This is a genomic window from Desulfothermus naphthae (genome assembly GCF_054657475.1).
Genome location: NZ_BAAHYQ010000002.1, coordinates 367155 through 389272, shown reverse-complemented (window position 1 = coordinate 389272; position 22118 = coordinate 367155). Strand labels below are relative to the sequence as shown.

17 protein-coding genes are annotated in these 22118 nt (G+C 35.2%); 9 read left to right on the top strand and 8 right to left on the bottom strand.

Annotated elements, in window-relative coordinates:
- Positions 1 to 18 precede the first annotated feature (18 nt).
- The 5 genes from ACYQ1E_RS11330 to ahcY all read right to left on the bottom strand — a co-directional run bounded on the left by ACYQ1E_RS11330 (position 19) and on the right by ahcY (position 6597).
- On the bottom strand, positions 19 to 906 hold the full coding sequence (locus tag ACYQ1E_RS11330; protein ID WP_459879316.1) for a hypothetical protein: 888 nt from the start codon (positions 904 to 906) through the stop codon (positions 19 to 21).
- A 105-nt stretch (positions 907 to 1011) separates the two neighbouring features.
- Positions 1012 to 3510 carry a methyl-accepting chemotaxis protein gene (locus ACYQ1E_RS11325; RefSeq protein WP_459879314.1) on the bottom strand — a complete coding sequence of 833 codons (2499 nt, stop codon included), beginning with the start codon at positions 3508 to 3510 and terminating at the stop codon, positions 1012 to 1014.
- Positions 3511 to 3659: 149 nt separating this feature from the next.
- The gene (locus ACYQ1E_RS11320; protein WP_459879312.1) at positions 3660 to 4001 is read right to left on the bottom strand and encodes a hypothetical protein; all 342 of its coding nucleotides are present in this window, start codon (positions 3999 to 4001) and stop codon (positions 3660 to 3662) included.
- 156 nt (positions 4002 to 4157) lie between these two features.
- The gene (locus ACYQ1E_RS11315; RefSeq protein ID WP_459879310.1) at positions 4158 to 4814 is read right to left on the bottom strand and encodes an Rpn family recombination-promoting nuclease/putative transposase; all 657 of its coding nucleotides are present in this window, start codon (positions 4812 to 4814) and stop codon (positions 4158 to 4160) included.
- 520 nt (positions 4815 to 5334) lie between these two features.
- Positions 5335 to 6597: an adenosylhomocysteinase gene (gene ahcY, locus ACYQ1E_RS11310; protein WP_459879308.1), complete on the bottom strand. Its 1263-nt coding sequence runs from the start codon at positions 6595 to 6597 to the stop codon at positions 5335 to 5337.
- Positions 6598 to 6772: 175 nt separating this feature from the next.
- Here ahcY and ACYQ1E_RS11305 point away from each other — a divergent pair, with 175 nt between their 5' ends.
- The 8 genes from ACYQ1E_RS11305 (at position 6773) to ACYQ1E_RS11270 (ending at position 13937) form a co-directional block, all read left to right on the top strand.
- The gene (locus ACYQ1E_RS11305; protein WP_459879306.1) at positions 6773 to 7576 is read left to right on the top strand and encodes a phosphate ABC transporter substrate-binding protein; all 804 of its coding nucleotides are present in this window, start codon (positions 6773 to 6775) and stop codon (positions 7574 to 7576) included.
- 72 nt (positions 7577 to 7648) lie between these two features.
- On the top strand, positions 7649 to 8542 hold the full coding sequence (gene pstC / locus ACYQ1E_RS11300; protein ID WP_459879304.1) for a phosphate ABC transporter permease subunit PstC: 894 nt from the start codon (positions 7649 to 7651) through the stop codon (positions 8540 to 8542).
- A 13-nt stretch (positions 8543 to 8555) separates the two neighbouring features.
- A complete protein-coding gene (gene pstA, locus ACYQ1E_RS11295) occupies positions 8556 to 9410 on the top strand; it encodes a phosphate ABC transporter permease PstA (RefSeq protein ID WP_459879302.1) in 855 nt (284 codons plus the stop codon).
- 7 nt (positions 9411 to 9417) lie between these two features.
- Positions 9418 to 11190: a sensor histidine kinase gene (locus ACYQ1E_RS11290; RefSeq protein ID WP_459879300.1), complete on the top strand. Its 1773-nt coding sequence runs from the start codon at positions 9418 to 9420 to the stop codon at positions 11188 to 11190.
- Positions 11191 to 11204: 14 nt separating this feature from the next.
- A complete protein-coding gene (gene pstB / locus ACYQ1E_RS11285) occupies positions 11205 to 11969 on the top strand; it encodes a phosphate ABC transporter ATP-binding protein PstB (RefSeq protein WP_459879298.1) in 765 nt (254 codons plus the stop codon).
- Between the two features lie 100 nt (positions 11970 to 12069).
- Positions 12070 to 12738 carry a phosphate signaling complex protein PhoU gene (phoU, locus tag ACYQ1E_RS11280; protein ID WP_459879296.1) on the top strand — a complete coding sequence of 223 codons (669 nt, stop codon included), beginning with the start codon at positions 12070 to 12072 and terminating at the stop codon, positions 12736 to 12738.
- 6 nt (positions 12739 to 12744) lie between these two features.
- Positions 12745 to 13431: a response regulator transcription factor gene (locus tag ACYQ1E_RS11275; RefSeq protein WP_459879294.1), complete on the top strand. Its 687-nt coding sequence runs from the start codon at positions 12745 to 12747 to the stop codon at positions 13429 to 13431.
- A gap of 230 nt (positions 13432 to 13661) precedes the next feature.
- Positions 13662 to 13937, top strand: a complete 276-nt coding sequence (locus ACYQ1E_RS11270; protein WP_459879292.1) for a hypothetical protein — start codon at positions 13662 to 13664, stop codon at positions 13935 to 13937.
- Positions 13938 to 14191: 254 nt separating this feature from the next.
- On the opposite strand, the gene ACYQ1E_RS11265 is transcribed toward ACYQ1E_RS11270, so the two are convergent.
- Together ACYQ1E_RS11265 and ACYQ1E_RS11260 are read right to left on the bottom strand one after the other, a co-directional pair.
- Positions 14192 to 18607, bottom strand: a complete 4416-nt coding sequence (locus tag ACYQ1E_RS11265) for an acyl-CoA dehydratase activase-related protein (RefSeq protein ID WP_459879290.1) — start codon at positions 18605 to 18607, stop codon at positions 14192 to 14194.
- Between the two features lie 30 nt (positions 18608 to 18637).
- The gene (locus tag ACYQ1E_RS11260) at positions 18638 to 19636 is read right to left on the bottom strand and encodes a putative ABC transporter permease (protein ID WP_459879288.1); all 999 of its coding nucleotides are present in this window, start codon (positions 19634 to 19636) and stop codon (positions 18638 to 18640) included.
- A gap of 224 nt (positions 19637 to 19860) precedes the next feature.
- Here ACYQ1E_RS11260 and ACYQ1E_RS11255 point away from each other — a divergent pair, with 224 nt between their 5' ends.
- Positions 19861 to 20202, top strand: coding sequence for a hypothetical protein (locus tag ACYQ1E_RS11255; protein ID WP_459879286.1), 342 nt, complete (start codon positions 19861 to 19863; stop codon positions 20200 to 20202).
- Positions 20203 to 20691: 489 nt separating this feature from the next.
- On the opposite strand, the gene ACYQ1E_RS11250 is transcribed toward ACYQ1E_RS11255, so the two are convergent.
- Positions 20692 to 21984, bottom strand: coding sequence for an IS1380 family transposase (locus ACYQ1E_RS11250; protein WP_459879284.1), 1293 nt, complete (start codon positions 21982 to 21984; stop codon positions 20692 to 20694).
- Positions 21985 to 22118: the final 134 nt, after the last annotated feature.

Genomic DNA, 22118 nt, shown 5'->3' with positions numbered 1-22118 from the left:
AAGGAATTACAAACATTTTTATTTTTGCCTTAATTGAAAGATATAAACAAATTTCTGTTTTTCAGGTGGGAGTAGTCGATCCAAAACTTTTTCGACTTCATCCTTTGTCTCCCCACTCGCAATAGTTATACCTTCAAGTATGGCAAACCATCCTTTTTTCAAACCAATTTCTCTCAGTCGTTTACCATATGTTCTGGCATGAATTTTCCCCATTTCCTGATGATAAAGTATTAGAAGATCAGGACTCTTATTTATTAGAGTCTTTATTTCTTCTCTATACATATCACGATTATGTTGGCTCTTTAAATAAAATCTCAATTTTTCAACATCGTTTTGTTCCACCTTTTCTGCCAAAAAGGGAAGAGATGTAATGATCCCAAATCTTGACTTAGCTTCTTGATAAGCATAATTCATGCTGCAACGAATACCGCTGGCAAAAGTGATAGGATATGGCAGAAGGATACCATCATATATGATTTTATTATTGAATGGTAAAAGTATAGCTTCAACCATTATTGGCAAATCGGGTCCTATGATTTCCTCAAAGGTAGAAAGAATGGCTAAAACGCCATAAGCTTTTGGCGGATCATCTAGATCAAGGAAAATTGTATACTTTTTCAAATAGCGAAAAATAAGAAATTTTCCTCTTACAAAATTTTTCCAGCTACTGATTATCTTTAATTCATCAGAGAAGAAATTAAAAGGATTCTCTTCAATAAATGAGTCAATCACCTCAGGATGATTATACAACTTATCTCTGATTTTATTTATTTCTTCTAAAGGACACCTCTTAATATCCCTAGAAGAATTCACGCCTTTTACTATATCAAATTTTCTGTTCACATAAACCAACAGTGGACGATATAATTTGTAAAACAATTCAACATCTTTTTTAGATAATTTCATTTTTTTCTACCTGTTATCTCATTTTTTTCGCATCACCCGTTCTCTCTGCACTCTAGGATAAAGATGGTCAGACCAACGGGCCTGACCATCTTTTGAACCCATTTTTTATCCCTCTAACTCTTTGATAAGTCCATTTAATTCAGCTGTCATGCTAGCGAGTTCTTGCACTGCCTTAGATGCCTGGATCATTGCATCTGCGCTCTCTTCTGTTATTCTATTTACATCATCTATCCTCTGTTTGATCTCTTCAGATGTTGCTGATTGCTCTTCTGCTGCTGTTGCGATATTCTGGATTTGATTACTGGTATCATTAGATAACTCAACAATCCTCTCCAAGGCCTCTCCTGATTCTTCTGCTAGAGTGGTAGCTTTTTCAACTGCCTCTGATGCAGCATCCATGCTCTCTATACTTTGCTTTACACCATCCTGTATTGCATTAATAACTTTTCCCACTTGAGTGGCAGCTTCCATGGTCTTTTCTGCAAGTTTTCTCACCTCATCTGCAACCACGGCAAAACCTCTACCTGCCTCTCCAGCCCTTGCGGCTTCTATTGCTGCATTTAAGGCAAGGAGATTGGTCTGGTCTGTTATATCCAGAATCACATCCATAACCTGGCCAATGGAATCAGCATTTTTACCTAAAGTGTTTAAATTCTCTTTTAGGCCTTGAGCTACTTCATTCACTTTATTTATGGCAACTACGACATTTTTTACCACTTCAGCTCCATTTTCGGCCTCTTTTTTAGAATTATCAGCACTTTCAGCAGCATTGGATGCATTTTTTGCAACCTCTAAAACCGTGGCATTCATCTCTTCCATTGCAGTTGCTGTCTCATACATCCTGGACTTTTGTTCTTCAGCCCCTCTGGATACCTGCTCCACCTGGGCCGATAATTCTTCAGTTGCAGTTGATACACGCTCTGCTATTTCAGCCGAGTCTCTGGCAAGTTTTTGCATTTTATTTAACATGTTTTTTAAGTGCGTCTGATCAACTACTATTTCATAAGCACCAACCACATCTCCTCGTCTATTAACAATTGGAAGACCATAATATTCTATTTCTAAATCCATTGAGCCTGGATGCGCATCTGTCTGAGAAACCTCTTTTTGTAAACTCTTCATGGCCCTTGCACAGGCACATCTATCAGTTTTACAATCAGAGGTCTTAAAAAGGTCGTAACACTTTTTACCTTCACCATCAGATCCAACAAGGTTTTTACCTGCCTCATTTAAATACAGGACATTAAAGTCTTTATCTAGAGTCATAAGAACCTGCGGCAAATTTTCTATATAATTAACCAGCACATCCAAAAGTTTATTAACATTCTCTACCATATTTTTATACTCACCTGAAAACTCAGAAGAATCATATCTATAACGAAGCCTTCCATTAATAATTTCCTTTGCAATTGTATCAACTCCCACAATAAGATTTTTCACAGAATCAGCAATGGTCTTTAAACCAGAACATAGCTGTCCTATCTCATCTCTCTGGTCTATATCCAGTCTAGCGTCCAGATTTCCAACAGATATAGCCTGGCAAAATTGTGCAGCCTTGGTGAGGGATGAGCCAATAAAATTTCCAAATAGCACAGCAATTATACCGGCAATTATAATTATGACTATCAAATAAATCACTGCCTTGTGGATTAGAGCATTTACAGGTGCCTTTACTTCAGAAAGATTCATCTCAGTCACCAGTGCCCAGGTTTTGCCGAAGATATTTATTGGAGTATAAGCAGAAAGGACCCTTTGTCCCATATAATTTGTAATAACTTTCTCCCCTGATTTTCCAGATAGGGCTTCTTTTACTGCAAGGGTGTTAGCGCCATTTTTTTCAATAGTCCCTGCAAATGATGCCTCTACTGAATGTCCTTGTGGGTCAAGGTAGGAATCTGAGCGCATCCTAAAATCAGGCCCAACCAGATAAGTCTCTCCTGTCTTTCCCATACCTGCCCTTTGATTCATAATTCTCTCTATTCTCGATTTAGCCAATCTTGCAACCACAATAGTTTTCAATTGTCCCTGCAGAATAACAGGCATGGCAATAAAAGCAGCAGCCTTGTTATTTATTGGACCATAAGGCTCAAAATCAGCAAATCCAAACTTTCTGGTCTCAATTACCTGTTTAATCAATCTTCCAAGATTGGAAGATGACCACTTACCAGTTAAAAGATTTGTTTTGTAGTCACCCAGTTCTTTTGCTGATAAAAAGCAATAACCATCAGGCGCAATTAAATAAAAATCGTCGTATTTATATTTTTTCAAAAAGTTGGAGATATAACCTTTCTCATAAGTAACCAGAAATTCTTCCATACTTAACTCTAAGTTTCCTCGTTCCTTTGAAATGTAATATTGTTTTATATACTCACTTGTTCCATCAACCATCAATTCAAGTTCCCTAGAAAAGCGATAAAAAAGGCGCTCAATATTCTCTCTTTTTAACTCCCTAACAGATACAAGGTGGTTAAATCCAGAATTCATTAGTTCTTTTGAGGCAAACTGGACGTTTTGAGTAACAAGTATTAAAATCGGGATAATTGAAGTAACAAAGAAAAAGAATAATAATTTGTTACGCATCTTCATGTTTTTAAAAAAAGACATACACACCTCCTATAATCTTTGCTTAAACCATAAAAAATTTATCCCCCCTTTATCTAAAACACACCCATTGCCTTTAAAAATGCCCCCAACGCTCCAACAATTGATATGCCTATTGATATGGAAAACATCTTTATTGTGAAATTTCTTTGTTATACATCTCTTTTATCTAATTTATCTGCCAGCCTATCTATTGAAGTAATAATCTGGTTAAACTTTGTATCTACTTGTTCGAATCGTCTGTCTATTTGTTCAAACCTCTTATCTACCTGCTCAAAGCGCTTATCTACGAGCGTAAATCTGTATTCTAGATCTTTTTTAAATTCTTTTATATTCTCTCTCATTAATTCCTGATTTCTCCGAAGCTCATCTATTTGAACCTTTAGATAATCAAATTTCGCATCAAAATATTTGGTTGTGGAAAGGATTCCGGCTAATAATACTTGGATTTCTGTAGGAAATATCTCTTTTCTTTGCTTTTGTTCTTCTGACATATATCTTTTCTCCCCTTGAAATATACACTCTATTGACTTCTTATAAAAGAGTCAATATATCTATACTTCCTTGTTTTTTTAGTGAACAATGAACAGTGATCAGTGAACAGAAAATTGCTCCTAGCTATTTCTTCCTATCTCTTCAATTGTTACATATTACTTCAAGGCAATTTTTAGCTTATCTTCAAATTCTTCCAATGAATTTACTCGCATAGCTATCTTAAACAGGCCTTTTACTACTTCCCTGCTGTCAATTTCTTTTATCTTTTTGGCAATAGAGCGAGGTATAATACCAAAACGCTCTTCTAAAGCTTCTAATAACATCTCCTGGGCATCTAATAGTAATCCTTGCTGAATTCCTTGCTGAATTCCTTGCTGTAATCCTTTCTCAATTCCTTGTTGAATCCATCTTTCTGCTATTGTTGGCATAGCTAACTCCTTTAATAAGGGGTTTATTTGTTCTTCTGGATAGTCCTTCGCCATTACTATATAATCTATTATAAAATATACTGCTTCTTTATCAATCTTTATTAAACGAAATAACAAAAGACGAAATTTATCCAGTTCATCAAATATGTTCTTTAATGCATATAGCGCTGAATACAGCCTCGCATTCCTATCTAACCTCTCTAAAAATTCTTGATCCTTATAAGTAGATAGGTCAATTAAGATGTATTTAAACTGCAATAGATATTCTTTTATCTCTGAAGAAACATTAAAATAATCCACAAAATCCTCCGGCAAATTCCACTTCTCTTTCCCATGGTAAAGTATTATTGGAATTATTGGTCTAAGATCTCTTTTGTTACGCATGTCTTCTTCAGGTGTATGGGTGTCAGTGATCAGTGTGAGTGACCAGTATAAAAAACAGATCACAGACAACAGATCATCCACACAAATCATTCACACAGATCACTCACACAGATCACAGATAACCTAATTGATGTCATGGTGGCCTCTCTTAAGTTTTTCTTACACACTTTCTAATAAATAGAAACTGTAATACTATTTGTGTAAAGCTAACACTCAGAGTTTGAGGTAGTAGATAGAGTAATCTTCACTTTGATTGAAGGTAAATTTTGAAATAATTTCTAATAACTTTCGTCCATTTTATACTTATTTCCTCATATAAGAGGCTAGAAGATTTTTTAGTTGGGAGTCTTTGGTTGAAAAGACTCCCTTATATTATAAGGCCATTGTATGAGTTTTATAAAAAACCATCAAGGTCTTAAAGAGGACAGAAATTCAGTTGTACCAAACAAAAGCTAAAACACAAAGATAAAGAAGTCTTTAATTTTTCAGCCAATGATTATTTTGTTTGTTTGTCAAAAATTTAAGTCCCCTCTTCCCATGAATTTAGGTATTCAATTTGTTCTTGGGTGAGCTCATCAATTTCAATTCCCATGGCCTTTAGTTGAAGATGGGCAATCTCATCGTCTAACTCTTTTGGAAGTTGAATCACTTTGTTTGGGAGTTTTCCTCTGTTCTTTACCCCATATTCACAGGCAAGGGCCTGACCACAAAAGGATGTGGACATTACCTCACTTGGATGGCCTTCTGCTGCTGCCAGGTTAACAAGCCTACCTTCACCAAGTATGAATATTTTTTTACCATCCAATATATATTCATCCATAAAAGGCCTTATTCTTCTCACTTTTGAGCTAGCTTCTTTTAAAGAAGCGATGTCTATTTCCACATCAAAGTGTCCAGAATTACAGAGCACAGCACCATTTTTCATTACTTTCATATGTTCTAATCTAATCACATGCTTATTACCAGTCACAGTACAAAAGATATCCCCTATTTTCGCTGCTTCCATAATGGGCATTACCCTGTATCCATCATAAACAGCCTGAAGTGCCCTGAAATTGTCAACCTCACACACCACTACATTTGCACCAAGTCCCCTGGCCCTCATTGCTACTCCTTTTCCACAACTCCCATATCCACATACTACAAAGGTCTTCCCAGCGATCAAGATATTGGTTGCCCTTAAAATCCCATCAATTGTGGATTGTCCTGTTCCATAATAATTATCAACAAGGTGTTTGGTCATGTTGTCGTTTACAGCTATCATAGGATATTTTAAGGCATTATCCTTTTCCATTGCCTGTAGCCTTATAATCCCTGTAGTAGTTTCTTCACATCCACAGATAATGGTGGGAATTAACTCCTGATAATTTTTATGGATTTCTGAAACCAGATCACACCCATCGTCTATAGTGATCTGCGGCCTGGTCTCTATCACGTACTTTATGTATCTATAGTAGTCCTCTCTTGTCTCACCCTTATAAGCCCAAACCTTTACCCCTTCTTCTGCAAGGGCAGCAGCCACATCATCCTGAGTTGATAAAGGATTACATCCAGTTATAGCCACATCAGCCCCACCAGCTCTAAGTGTCCTCACCAGGACACCTGTTTCTTTTGTAACGTGTAAGGCCATCCCGATCCTGATTCCAGCAAGGGGTTTTTCTTCCTCAAACCTCTTTCTGATCTCCATTAAAGCCCCCATGTGAAGCTCAGCGAGCTCTAAATTTTTCTTCCCCTGCTCTGCAAGGGAAATATCCTTAACTTCATAAAGTTCTCCTCTGTCCATAAACCTCCTCCTTTAAATGTTAAGTATAAAAGATAACACTATTTTATTTTTCTTATAAATTCAAATAAATTTTTATAACCTCAAAAAAATCCACAAAAATAAAACTCATTCGTAACATAAATGTAACAAACTTTCCCCATACATACAAAAAACACCAAAAACAAGGAGGAGGTCTATGAAAAAGATTTGTATGTTAATTTTATTCTTTTTTATGGCAAGTGTTGGTTTTGGTGGTTCCATTCAAATTAAAGGGTCCACTACTGTTTTACCAATAGCTCAAAAAATTGCAGAAGCCTTTATGAAGGAATACCCTGATATACACATATCCATCTCTGGTGGAGGATCGGGAAACGGTATAAAGGCCCTTATTGATGGGACTACTGATATTGCTGATTCTTCAAGATTTATAAAACAAAATGAGGTAAAAATGGCGGTATCAAAGGGTAGGTATCCTGTGCCATTTGCAATTGCCTATGACTGCATTATCCCAATAGTCCATCCAAATAATCCAGTTTCAAACCTTACCTTACAACAACTAAGAGATATCTATACAGGAAAAATAAAAAATTGGAAACAAGTAGGTGGTTTTAATAAAAAAATTGTAGTGGTATCAAGGGATACATCTTCAGGCACATATGAAGTGTGGGAAAAAAAGGTCCTCAGAAAAGCAAGGGTATATCCTGGGGCACTTTTACAGGCATCAAATGGAGCTGTTGTTGAGACAGTGGCCAAAAACAAATATGCCATTGGATATATTGGGGTTGGTTATTTAACAAAAGAAGTAAAGCAGGTTAAGATCAATGGAATATTAGGAACTCCTGAAACAGCCCTAGATGGCAGTTATCCTGTATCCAGAGCCCTTTTTATGTTTACCAATGGGTGGCCTAAAAAAAATGTGGCAAAATTTATAAATTATGTCTTAAATCCATATAAAGGGCAAAAATTAGTAAAAGAGGTTGGATATATTCCATTATATTAAAGAATATTGGGCCAGAGGCTACATTCTCTGGCCCATTGGTTTGAAATAAATTAAATCCATATAGTATGCACAATGAAAAAAAATATCCTGACAAAAGAAAAGATTATAAGCACATTTCTTCTTTTAATTGCTTTTACTTCTATCACATTTGTAGCCCTTATATTCTTTTTCCTGTTTCATGAAGGATTACCTATTTTTAAACATGTAAGTTTTGGAGAATTTTTATTTGGAAAATATTGGTATCCTACATCTGATCCTCCAGATTTTGGGATATTTCCACTCTTTATAGGCTCTATTTTGATTACCCTGCTTTCCTCTGTAATTGCTATTCCCATTGGGGTGATGACAGCAATATATCTGGCTGAAATGGCATCTCCCTTTGTCAGAAAAATATTAAAGCCTTTAATAGAACTTCTCGCTGCCCTCCCTTCAGTAGTAATTGGATTTTTTGGAATGGTTGTAGTAGCTCCTTTTCTCCAAAAATATTTTGATCTTGCAACAGGACTAAATCTTTTTAATGCGTCTTTGATGCTGGCATTTATGTCAATTCCAACAATATGCAGTATTTCTGAGGATGCAATTTATAGTGTGCCCACAGAACTAAAAGAAGGTTCATTTGCACTTGGAGCAACCCATCTACAAACCCTACTTAGAGTAATACTTCCATCCTCACTATCTGGTATTTCAGTTGCTATTACCCTAGGAATGTCCAGGGCCATTGGAGAGACAATGGTGGTATTGATGGTGGCAGGCGGTGCTGCAATGATACCTGAATCTATCTTTGATCCAGTTAGGCCAATGCCTGCCTCAATTGCTGCAGAGATGGCCGAGGCACCTTATAAAAGTCTGCATTATCATGCCCTATTTGCCATTGGTATTGTCCTTTTTTTATTTACATGGGCCTTTAATATGATCGCTGAATATATATCTCATAAATACAAACAAAGGGGAACAGCAACACTTTAATGGAGCACCTAATATGGCCATAAAAGAAAATAAAGTTATAGAAAAGGCAGTGTTTAGTATCTTTAGATTATCTGCATATGTAAATATCATGGCCCTGGGTTTGTTTTTCTATTTTTTGGTTAAAAATGGCATCTCAGCTATTTCATGGGAATTTTTAACTTCTCCACCAAAAGATATGATGACAAAGGGTGGGATATTTCCATGTATTTTGGGAACCTTTATCCTGAGCTTGGGTTCAATGATAGTTGCCCTGCCATTTGGAATAGGCACAGCCATATATCTTAGTGAATACGCCAAAGAAGGCTTTGTGCTGCGGCTTATTAGAATTGGAATAAACAATCTAGCAGGGGTGCCTTCTATTGTCTTTGGACTATTTGGACTTGCCTTTTTTGCTACCTATCTAAAATTTAAGGTAAGTATTTTAACAGGGATCTGCACTTTAGGGATACTTGTGTTGCCTGTTATAATAGGCACTGCTGAAGAGGCACTGTCAAGTGTCCCAGATACATTCAGGGAAGCATCTTACGCACTTGGTGCCACAAAATGGCAAACTATTAAAAAGGTAATCCTCCCTGCTGCACTTCCTGGGATACTCACAGGACTAATTTTAAGCCTTAGCAGGGCCGCTGGAGAAACAGCAGCTATTATGTATACTGCAGCTGTATTTTTTGCCCCAAAACTCCCACATTCAATCTTTGACCCTGTTATGGCCTTGCCTTATCATATCTATGTGCTGGCTACTGCTGGAACCCAAATAGAAAAAACACGAAACTTGCAATATGGATCAGCCCTGGTACTAGTTATATTAATCCTTATAATGAATCTCATTGCAATTTATTTAAGAGGAAAAAAGCAGGAAAAATTTTAGGTGATCTATGTTATCAAATATTTCTCTTAAAACAAAAATTATTTTATCTATCTGGACAGTTCTACTTATAACTATTTTACTCCCCTGGATTTATTTTGTAAACATTATAAAAACTGAAATAAACAAAGAAGCTATATCAAACATAAAAAAAGAATTTGTCCTGGTTAAATATATATTACACAATTCAAATATAAATAAAGACAATATAGACGATGTTATAAAGGATATTGGAGAAAAACTTGGTGATAGAATAACTTATATATTAAAGGATGGAAAAGTTATAGCAGACAGTAAAGTCAAAAAAGATAGATTAAGTAAATTAGACAATCACGCAACAAGACCTGAAATAATTATGGCCAGAAGAACAGGACATGGAAGCAGTGTAAGATATAGTGGAACTATCCATAGAAAGTTGATATATTATGCAGAATCAGTAAAATTTAATAATCTTGATCCAGGTTATTTAAGAATAGCCAGATATTATTCATTAGTGGACAGTGTCTTGAATAATATTAGTATTCAAATTATCTACGTATTATCTTTCTCATTTTTAATTTCAGGAGCAATAATTTCCTATTTTATAATATTAATCATGAAAAGGATAAAACCAATAATAGATTTATCAGAAGCTCTAAGCAAGGGACAAAAGGTCAGGTTAATAACAAAATCTCCAGCAAAAGAATTTGATAAATTGGTAAATTCCATAAATAAAATGGCTATTCAGATTACAAATAATTTAAATTTAATCTCAAATCAAAAAAAAGAACTTCAGGCCATTCTAGATGGAATAGATGCACCTATTGTAGTAGTTGATCAATATGGAAAAATCATTAAATCCAATAAGACATTTAAGACATATTTTACTAGTGATACATCAGGAAAAGACTTACCTTCCCTAATTATTAACTCAAAACTCATTGAAGGTCTAGAGAATGCCATAAAAAATGGTGAGTATATTAGAGGTATTCCTGTAACTCTAGTAAAAAGGTATTACAGTGTAAATATAATCCCTATTTCATACAAAAAAGAAATAACAGCTATATTGGTATTTCATGATATCACTGAACAAAAAAAATTGGATAAGACGAGAAGGGACTTTTTTGCAAATGTCTCACATGAATTAAAAACACCCCTTACATCTATTCAGGGTTATACTGAAACAATACTGGATGATTTAGATTTAGATAAGGAGCAAATAAAAATTTTTCTCAGGAAAATATTAAAAAATTGTGAAGAGATGAGAGAGCTTATAAATGGAATAATGGAGATTTCAAAAATAGAAACAGGAGAGATAAAAACCAAAATTGAAGCAATTGATTTAAAACTTATTCTCATGGATGTATGGATAAGTCTAAAAGAAATAGCAAAAAAGAAGAATATTAAATTTAAAAATATAGATAAATCATTTAAAGTCAAATATGACAGGGAAAAATTATATACAATATTAAAAAACTTAATCCACAATAGCATTAAATTTTCCCATACAAATGGAGAAATTTCTGTAAAGATTAAGGAACAAAAGGATTTTTACCAGATAGGTATTGAGGACAGAGGTATTGGTATTCCTTTTGAAGAACAAGATAGAGTGTTTGAGAGGTTTTATCAGACAAAAGATGCCATTAAATCAAAAGCACCAGGATATGGTTTAGGGCTTTCAATCTGCAGAAATATTATCCATTATTTTGGTGGACAAATATGGATTGAGAGCCCTATAAAGGAAAGCGACAAAGGATGTATTGTATGGTTTACTATTCCAAAAGAGATTGAGGAGAAAAAATAGAGGCAGAGCAAAAAATGAAGCCCAATAACACAAAAATTAAGGTAAAAAATCTAAACTTTTTTTATGGAAAAAAGCAGGTCCTATTTGATATCTCAATGGATATTTATGAGAATCAGGTAACTGGTTTAATTGGCCCATCTGGTTGCGGAAAAAGCACTTTTTTAAGGTGCTTAAACAGGATGAATGACTTGATATTAGATACACGGGTACAAGGCGAAGTTTACCTTGATAATAAAAATATATATAATCCAGATGTGGACGTAGTGGAGCTTAGAAGAAAGATTGGAATGGTATTTCAAAAACCAAATCCCTTTCCAAAGTCCATCTTTGAAAATGTAGCTTACGGCCTCAGGGTTCAGGGAATAAAAGACAAAGAACTAATAGCACAAAGGGTGGAAGAAAGTCTACAGAGGGCAGCCCTGTGGGAGGATGTTAAAGATAGATTAAATGAATCAGCAATGGGTCTATCAGGTGGTCAGCAGCAGAGAATTTGCATTGCAAGGGCAATAGCTGTTCAGCCAGAAGTACTTCTTATGGATGAGCCAGCATCTGCCCTAGATCCAATTGCTACGAGAAAAATCGAAGAACTAATCTTTGAGCTAAAGAAAAACTTCACAATTGTAATTGTAACACATAACATGCAACAAGCTGCAAGAATTGCAGATTATACAGGATTTTTCTTAATGGGAAAATTAATTGAAATGGATAAAACAGAAGTTATATTTACAAAACCCAATAAAAAAGAAACAGAAGAATACATAACAGGAAGATTTGGTTGATGAAAGGATGAATGGGTGTCTGTGATCTGTGTAAATGATCAGTTTAACAAACAGATTACCCACACAGAACACAGATAACCTGTAAAAGGAGTATGTTTTTATGTATACACATCTTCATAAAGAATTAGAAAACCTAAAGACTTTATCCTTAAAAATGGCATCATATGTTAAGGAATCTTTAAAGGATTGTATATATGCCTTCAAAAATATGGATACAGACCTTGCTCAACAAATCGTTGATGGAGATGAAAAAATCAATCATCTTGAAGTAAAAATAGATGAGACCTGTTTAAAATTGCTTGCCCTAGAAGGGCCTGTTGCAAAAGACCTTAGATTTATAATAGGATGTATGAGGGCTTCTATTGATCTAGAAAGGATTGGAGATGAAACAGCCAATATTGCTCAAGCAACAATAATCTTGAGCCTTAAACCAAAATTACCCTTTTATTCTGAATTAACTCACATGGGAAATAAATCATTGGAAATGTTAGAATATGCATTAGAATCATTTTTTAAACCAGATCCAGATATGGCTATTGATGTTTGTAAAATGGATTCAATAGTAGATAAATTAAATAACAATATAATTAGAGAGATTATTGCATATATGATTAAAGAAATTCCTGCAATTGAAAGATCTGTATATTGCATTAACATAGCCAGAAGATTTGAAAGAATAGGAGATTTAGCTACTAATATTGCTGAAAGTGGTGTTTTTATTGCAAAAGGGATAAATATAAAACACTATTGTCAATTTGATAATCGTTAAAAAATTATGGGCAAAAAAAGTATATTAATTGTAGAAGATGAAGAAGATATTCAGGAGCTTTTAAAATTTAATATAGAACGTGCAGGTTTTAAAACATCTGTATGTGGAACAGGGGAAGATGCACTTTTCCTTTTAGAATCTTCCAGATTTGATCTAATTATATTAGATTTAATGTTGCCTGATATGGATGGCCTGGATATTTTAAAGAAAATTAAAACAAATCCTATCCACAATGATATTGCTGTAATAATTCTAACTGCAAAAGGTGAAGAGTTAGATAGAATCCTTGGTTTTGAACTAGGGGCTGAGGATTATGTGGTAAAACCCTTCAGCATAAGAGAACTCATCTTAAGAATTAAGGCCTTACTAAAAAGGACACGCTACCAATATTCTCCCAAACAGTGGCAATATAAAACCCTGATTGTAGATCAGGGAAAAATGGAAGTAACAATAGATGGAGAGGAAATAAAACTCACAACCACGGAATTTAAATTACTTCTAGAACTTATTAAGGCACAGGGCAAAGTGCTTAGCAGAGAGTATCTGTTAAATAGCGTGTGGGGATATGATTTTGATGGGTACGCCAGGACCGTTGATACTCACATAACACGACTTAGATCTAAACTTGGAGATTATGCGGAGATTATAAAAACAATAAGGGGAGTTGGGTACAAAATTAAAATTATAAGTTAAGAGGGATAAAAATATAAATAAATTCTTTATCCATAGTCCAAGACACTCTTTTTTCGTTTCTATCTTTATCTCTATCATAATCGACACTTAAAAAATATAATTTACAGAAAATACTTTAGAAAATGTTTAAAACACGTAAAAAAATGATGCAAAAGCAGTAAAGATGTGAACACAGAATCCATATTTTCAAGCTTTTTGTTTAGAAAGTAGATTTAGATGGTCTCCTCCATGTGCTCCATCAAAGCCTACACATTTTAGACAAACGCATAGAAGAAGATGGTGTAAAGAAAATATTTGAAATATCTGCTCAATTACATAAAAAAATTCAGGAAAAAAATATTACATTTCCGCCACATACAAAGTTAATGTGTAAAATTATTTCCAAATTGAGAAAAATAGCTAAAGAAGAAAGGATAGTTTTACGTAGAAGTTTTAAAAGTGCATTTTTAATAAGAAAAAGGACAAAAATAAAATTTATAGTCTTCATAAGTGGTTGTCATTTGTGATAGAGGATTAAAAGGTAAAAGCAAAATATGCTCAACAAAAATTATTATTCCAAAGAGTTTTAAAAAGAAAGCTACACCCAATCAAAAATCAAAGATGCGTAAGAGATTTAGACAAAGAGCGACAATAGAACCTTAAAGTAGGCCATTTAAAATCACATTTCCCTTAGCCAGGTACTTTCTGAAAGGGAGAATAGGAGATAGACTCAATTTAACGTAAAATTTGATAAAAAGCTTTTTTTAGCGTAAACTACATATTATTTAAGTCTTATCTTTGTCTTATCCCAGGATCTTAATTTCCACATCCATGTCTTCCACTTTTCAATGTCTAAAAAGATGTGATTATTAATAGCCCGCATATCATATAACCATATTTTTGGTATCATATCTATCCCAGCCTTTAATATACCATTTTTTGTCTTTTTTTCTTCTTTTTCCTGCAGTTGGGTTAGCATTATATGAAGTCTATTTAAAACATTTACTTCACTGGTCCCTGAATCCAGGTCAATGGCCAATAGATTTAGTTCTGGATATAATTCCTTTAAGCGATTTTCTATACCTTTTCCAGTTATGTGGTTGGAGATACAACCAAATGGCTGGAGGCAAATTATATTATTTACTCCTCTTTTTAGCATGGATATCATTTCAGCAGTAAGAAGCCACCCTTCTCCTGCTTGATTTGCCAAACTCACCACATCTTCAGTTAATGCAGCCAATTTTCTCAAAGGTGGTTCTTTTTGAGCAAATCTAAATTTTTTAAATATCCTTTCTACTTTGTGGAGATAAAATCTAGCATAGAGCTCCCAGATCCAGTGTTGGATAAGGTCCTTTAAGGATTTTTTAAATAAGGCCCTCTGGTCATAAGATTCATTAATAAATCTCTGAGCAAAGAAATTTTGTATTGACGGAAGTTCCACTTCAACTCCTTTTGAAATCAGCCAATCAATTATATTTTGATTTGAAAAAAAGTTATATTTTACAAAGATCTCTCCAACAATACCTACTTTAGGTACATTTACTCTGGAAAGAGGAAGTCTGTTAAACTCCAAAACAGCTCTGTCCAGCACATCTAAAAGATAATCAAAATCTCCCTTTTCTATGCCTTTGCCAATTTCTTTTAAATAGATGGTGTGTAGATATTTGGCAGACCCTTTAATCCTCTCCCTTGGAACTATGGCCAAATACATCCTGGCCAGACAATCTCCAAAGATTACACCCATACCCAATCTCTTAAAAAAATCTTCTCTATCAATTTCAAAGCCAGGCTGGGGATTTATCTCGTCATTTGAAATTGCCACCACTGGAACATCACTATATCCCATGGAATTAAGAGCCTTTTTAACCAAGGCCACATAATTGGACGCCCTGCACTGCCCACCCGTCTGGGTCAAAATCACCGCGGTATTAGATGGATCATATCTACCAGATTTAAATGCCCATACAATATCTCCAGCCACCAGAATTGCTGGATAACACATATCGTTATTTACAGATTTTAGTCCCCATTCTACAGATTTTTTAGTCTGGGGAGGCAAAACTTCTACATTATATCCAAAGGGTTTAAACGCATAGGGAACAAGGGGAGAATAAAATGGTGAAAAATAGGGTGCAATAAGGGTTCTTTTCTTATCTGTTTTTTGAAACACCCTTTGCTGCTTGCTTACTCTTTTAAACTTTGATCTCCTCTCTTTGTGTTGTATTGCGGTTGCTTCTAGCATTGAACGAAGTCTGATCTTAACAGCACCAAGATTTGCTATTTCATCCATTTTTATTAGGGTATATATTTTATTATTTCTATCAAATAATTCTTTTAATTCATCACTTACAATTGCATCTGGACCACACCCAAAAGAGGTTAGATGAACTGCATCTGCTAATTGTGATTTACATATGTTTTTGGAAACTGCATATAATAAATTAGAATATTCCCATTGGGTGAGCACATTAATATCCTTTAAAGACTCGTTCTCATCTATAGGATATTCCCGCTCACTCATTACATAAACACCTAAATTTGCCAAAAGGCCATCTATTCCGTGATTTATAAGGGGATCATTATGATATGGCCTTCCTAAAACTACAATAACCCTTTTGTTTTTCTCTTCTGCTTCTTTTAACAATTCTTTTCCAATCTTTCTTAAATCTTCCCTGTATTTTTTTTGTTCCATAAAAGCTAGATCAACTGCCTTTGCTACTTTTTTATAAGATATCTTGAACTGCTTAAAAAATATATAAAGCTGATCTTTCAATAATTCTCTATCTTTAAAACTAATAGCTGGACTATCAATGGGGATATCTAAATTCTCAATAACCAAACTACTTTTTGCAACATCTGGATATCCTGTAACCACTGGACAGTTATAGGTATTTAAAGAATCTGGAAATTCAGGGGATTCATATACCACATTTGGATAAAAAATTCTATCCACTCCTTTTTGAATAAGGTCTAATATATGGCCGTGAACCAATTTAGCAGGAAGACATACATTCTCAGACATTACATAATTAACTCCTTTCTCATAGAGGGAAAAAGTTGAAGGAGAGGAGAGTTCCACTTTAAATCCCAGATTGGTTAAAAGTGTACACCAAAAAGGAAATTCTTCATACATATTAAGGACTCGTGGGATACCATACGTCAAAATTAACTCTTCATCTGGTTCAAAATTCCTATTAAATAAAAGCTTTCTCTGTGTTTCTATAAGATTTTTACCCTTGTCACCAAATTCACCAACCTCATTATTAAATACCCTCTCACACCTATTTCCTGTATAAAAAACTTTATTGTTCTTAAACTTCATTTTTAACACTTCACATCTATTTTCACACCCATTGCAGTGAATAATCTTTGTTTCAAATTCAACTGGAGAAGTTAGTTCTGATATATCTATTTGAGAAAATCTGGAACTATCTCTCTTATATTCATCAAGGGCAAAAAGTGCTGCCCCATATGCGCCCATGAGCTCTACAATATCTGGTCTGATTACCTCTTTTTCAATTATATTTTCTAAGGCCTTAAGTACCAATGGATTTTTAAATGTGCCACCTTGAACTACTATTTTGTCTCCAAGAAATGATTTGTCTTTTAGCTTCAAAACCTTATAAAGGGCATTTTTTATAACTGAATAGGCAAGCCCTGCAGATATATCCGATATCTTTGCACCCTCTTTTAAGGCTTGTTTGACTCTGGAATTCATAAACACAGTGCATCTTATTCCCAGATCATATGGAGATGTACTTAGGATACCTATTTTTGCAAACTCTTCCACAGAATATCCTAAAGACTTTGCAAATGTTTCAATAAAGGAACCACAACCAGAAGAACAGGCTTCATTTAAGTGAATGTCAGTAATAACTCCTTTTTCTATCTTAATAGCCTTCATATCCTGGCCCCCTATATCCAGGATAAAGGAAACATCGGGCTCAAAATAAGAAGCAGCTCGAAAGTGCGCCATGGTCTCAACAAGCCCAAGGGGGATAGAAAAAGCTGCCTTGATTAAGGATTCTCCATAACCAGTTGCACATCCACACTCTATCTTTGTAGCTAGGTTTAGAGATTTAAGTTTATCTACAATTATTTTAAACCCTTCACAAACCGTTGAGATGGGATCACCTCCATTGGAGTTGTAATAATCTGCAACGATCTCTCCATTTTCATTTATTACCACAATCTTGCTGGTTGTAGAACCAGAATCTACACCAACAAAAAGTCTGGACTTAGAACCCCTTGATTGGTCTATTTTTGGCACTTTAAAACGGGCATGCCTTGTTTCCCATTTTTTAAATTCATCCATATCCTTAAATAATACGGGCAAAGAATGGGCATTTTTTAAAGAGATGGCATGTGAGGTGCTCTTTTTTAGCTTTTCTATTAACTCATTAAAACTTATAGGATTCCTAGATGAAGGGACTATTACACTTCCTTTTGCTGGAATAAGATATGGAGTTTCATCATAGGCAAAATCCCCTTCATCCAATCCCACTACACTTGCAAAGGACCTTCTTAAATTTGAACAAAAACTAAGTGGGCCACCACCAAGTAAGACCTTTTTTTGTATTGATTTACCCCTGGATAAACCACTTATCACCTGATAGGCAACAGAATAAAATATTGAACCTGCAATATCCTCAATTGGCACATTTCTACTAAGGAGTGCCTGCACATCTGTCTTGGCAAATACACCGCATCTTGAGGCAATGGGATATATATTCTTTGCCCTGCCTGCTAGCTCATTTAATTTTTCAATTGACACATTTAAAAGCGCAGCCATCTGGTCTATAAATGCACCTGTTCCCCCTGCACAAGCCCCATTCATCCTCATATCAGGTCTAAAATCTCTATCAAAAAACACTATTTTTGAGTCTTCTCCGCCAATATCAATAAAGGTCTTAACATCAGGATAGGTATTTTTAATAAAATAAGTGGCTGCTACTACTTCCTGGACAAAGGGAAAATTCAGCTCTTCACAAAGACCCATTGCAGCAGAACCTGTAAATGATATATAAATAGGCTCAGATGAAAGAAGCTCTTTAACCTTCTCTAATTCTGAAATTAGCACTTCCCTCACCTGTGCCCTATGTCGCAGGTATCTATGAAATATTAGATTTAAATCTTGATCAAAAACAACAATCTTGGCTGTAGTAGAACCAAGGTCTATACCTATATGTTTTGCCATAAAATATTTCCTCCAGAATAATTAGCCCGGCTAAGACTCACTTTTATTAATAAGCTCTTTAATTTCATCTTTAAAATAATATCTTCTTAGACAAGGGATATAGTCCCGAAAAGAACAAAAACTGTCAACCATAGCTACCACAAAAGATTCCCAATATAAAGGGGGCAGTGGAGTCAACGGCCACATATGTTTTTTTATAATATCCTCTTCCTTTTTAGACAAGGAGTAAATCTTTCTGGCATTTTCCAGGGAAATCTTTGGATGTCTAAAACCGTGTAGTCTCGGTCCTTCCCTTAGCCAATCATAATAGAATAAATCATGTAAAAGCGCTCCTTTAATTGTTGAGTTTACATCTAGCGACATCTTTTTGGCTATGACAAAACTTAAATATGCAACTTCAATTACGTGCATAAGTCTGGTCTTATCCCTGTGATGGAGCGAATCATTTAATTTTAAGATAGCTGGATTTTTTACATACTCGACTGCTAAATTCCAGAATTCTTGTTTAAGGGTTTCTTCTTCATCAGGATCAAAAAAACGAGCTTCAAATACCTTGTTAAAATCTATCCCCATGCAAAGAATTACTCCAATTCCAAAAATTAGTTTTGTTGAGAGAGGAATAACATCTAACAATTTTATATAGTTTGGATAGATAAAATAATCAAACAAAAGGGCACCTATTGTCCAATAGATAGAAAATTTAAGACAAATCAATCCCTTGTAATTAAATCTATTATCAGAATAATCCCAGAGTCTGGTATTAAATAGCTTCAAAGAAATTACTCCTGAGACAAATTCAAGGGTTGTAGTAATAATACCATATATTAATGCCTTTAAAAATATGTTTGTATTATCCATTAAATTTGCACAAAAGCATAAAATAAGCCCACCAAATCCATATAAAATTAAATATGGGCCGCTTAGAAGTCCAGGATTAACAAAGCGCTTATTTACAGATGACCTATAAACAACCTCTAAAATCCATCCTAAGACAGAAAAAAGGGAAAAGGAAAACAAAATATTTATCATAATTAGCTCCTGTTTTTATCTTTTAAATCGAACAATATGCAGAAAAGAGAGATTTAGCTCACACAATTAACAAACTAAAGTTCCGAAAACTGCATGTTGGTTTGTGTTATGAGTTTCTTAGTTATTGATAAGTCCCATAACTTTGCCTGAAAAAAAATTGAAAGTTCACAGGTAATTTCCTAAATAGGTGATTAACACACATTCCATAAGGAGGAAAATTACCTGTGAACAACAACTTTATCGCTCAATTTTCAAAAAATATCAAGTTTTCCTACACATCTTTTGATCATGTTATCCTTCGGGGTTACATTTTAGACCTCTTCTCTGAAGGAGGCGTTGTTTCTTTCCTTAAATCTATGGGCTTTGTTAAACGCTCTAATGGCGTTATGCGCATTTTCACTGACCCGCCTGCCAATCGCCGAGATACTCTTTCGTTAAAACTACAAACTTGCTATACCCTGCCTTCTCTAATTAAATACCACATATTGTCGAGGCACTGGCGTGCAGGAACCACCATTAACAACCCTAAATCGCTGGGGCTTAAAAAACCTGTTCTCTATCTATAGGCCTATTTATGGAAAGGTCTTGATGCCAATAACAAATTCCTCCATTGTTGTGCTGACGTTGATCTCTCCTCATTATGTGAGATTGAACCGAACATGTTTTCAAAACCTGTTCTTGACCACCTTAACCATAAGGTCCCTGCTCCTTACCTCAGAAAAGACAGACAACTTGCTCTTATCAAAGAATTGCTTAAAACCAAATACTCCTCTTTTGGATTTAAAACTCAAGAACTTGCAATGATTTAGGCTTCTCTAAAAAACGTAAACCTAAAATCTGCAATTACAGTTCAAGCGTAAGCAAGCGGTTGTTATGGAGAGAGATAACTAGATATTGAGCTGTTATGTTAAAAGATATGTCTCCCTCATTGTAACCTGGGAGGCATTTTCAGGTAGAAGCTGCGGTCAGTGGTACTCTTTAGGGGTGTGTAAAGGCACACCATTACACATGGACTTACGCAAAATCCTATTTTGGAGGATGCTCTCAAAAAAAGATTAAGCAAATTGTAAGGACCGGATGGAATCCTCTATCTTTATCCAACGTTCTTTGAAAAAATAATCCTTCGATAATCGAAGGAACCATTGTCGTCCCGCATGCATCAGCCGAGCTGGAACATGGATTAGAAACATGCGGATTGTGTTGGGCTCTTCTCTAAAACCATCTTCATCGTTGAGCCACATCATCCAAACCAGTAGATTGTAAGCCAGAATACAGGTCTGGAATATGGCGGAGTTGGCCCAAAAATCCTGTGTCAAAATGCTTCCAGAGGCCATCTGCCCCTTGCACCATTCAATCCAGTTTTCACTCGCACCCCGTTGGCAATAATACCTGTGGACGTCCCAGGGACTCAAGTTCATATTTGTTACGTAACAAAAATAATCATACTCGGTCCTTGTAATACTGAAAAAAAAGCAATTAAATTTGCTCTCTATTACTTGACGTATAGCCACAAAGCGGCGGGGGTGTTTCCACCTCTCACATTTGTATGTGAATTCGGTCTTCTCATAGCCAGGTTTATTTCTAACCTTGTGCCATTTCTGAGATTCTAAAAGCTGAGTGAGTCCTCGCATCTTAACCTTGATTAAGTACAAAGCATGAGCCTCTTCTAAGTAGTCTAAGAGTTCTCCATTAAAAAAGGCGGAATCTGCACGTACAATAATTTTCCGGACTCTCCTTGGAAGCTTGGCAAAGCACTCTTGCATAAACTCTACACAACCATTGGCAGAATAAGCATCTCCGGCTCTAAACCAGTTGTGAAGACATTCCCGCGTCTCAGCAATAAAGCAAAGTAACGGATGATATCCTCTTTGTCCTGGCTTCTTGGGGTTGTAACCCTTCTCGGCACCTTCCTGTTTCCCATACACTCCACGCACAGTAGAGTCCAAATCTAAAGTGATGCGGCCAAACCATTTTTTACCCCAAACCTTTTTGCGCACTTTTGTTTCTACATCGGAGAGTTCATTGCAATGTCGGAGATTAAACAACTTAAAAACCCGACTAATGGTAGTATCGTCAGGAAACCTTTCCCATTTAAAAAGCGACCTCAATGCTAAATCAGATCTAAGGATAAATACATGGCTCATATGCTTAGCCCCGGCTAACACTGCCATCATCAAAATCATGATAATGTCTGAAACCTTATACTGTGCGCTAGCTCCCCCCTTAATAGTAATGTGTTGCTCAAGCATCTTGGGAAGCTTCAGTTTGTCAGCAAACAGGCCCAGCAATACCAGTCCTGCGTTGCCTGTAAGATTTTTTTCAGTGAATTTAACATGAAATCTACGCATAGAATCAGTGCCTCCTAATACTTCGTATTAGAAACACTTTATACCATTAATTCACTATCTTATCAAGTAAAATATTGCTTTATGTTGCAAATTTTAGGTATCAAATTTTCTTAAATTTTTAATAGAAGGTAGTT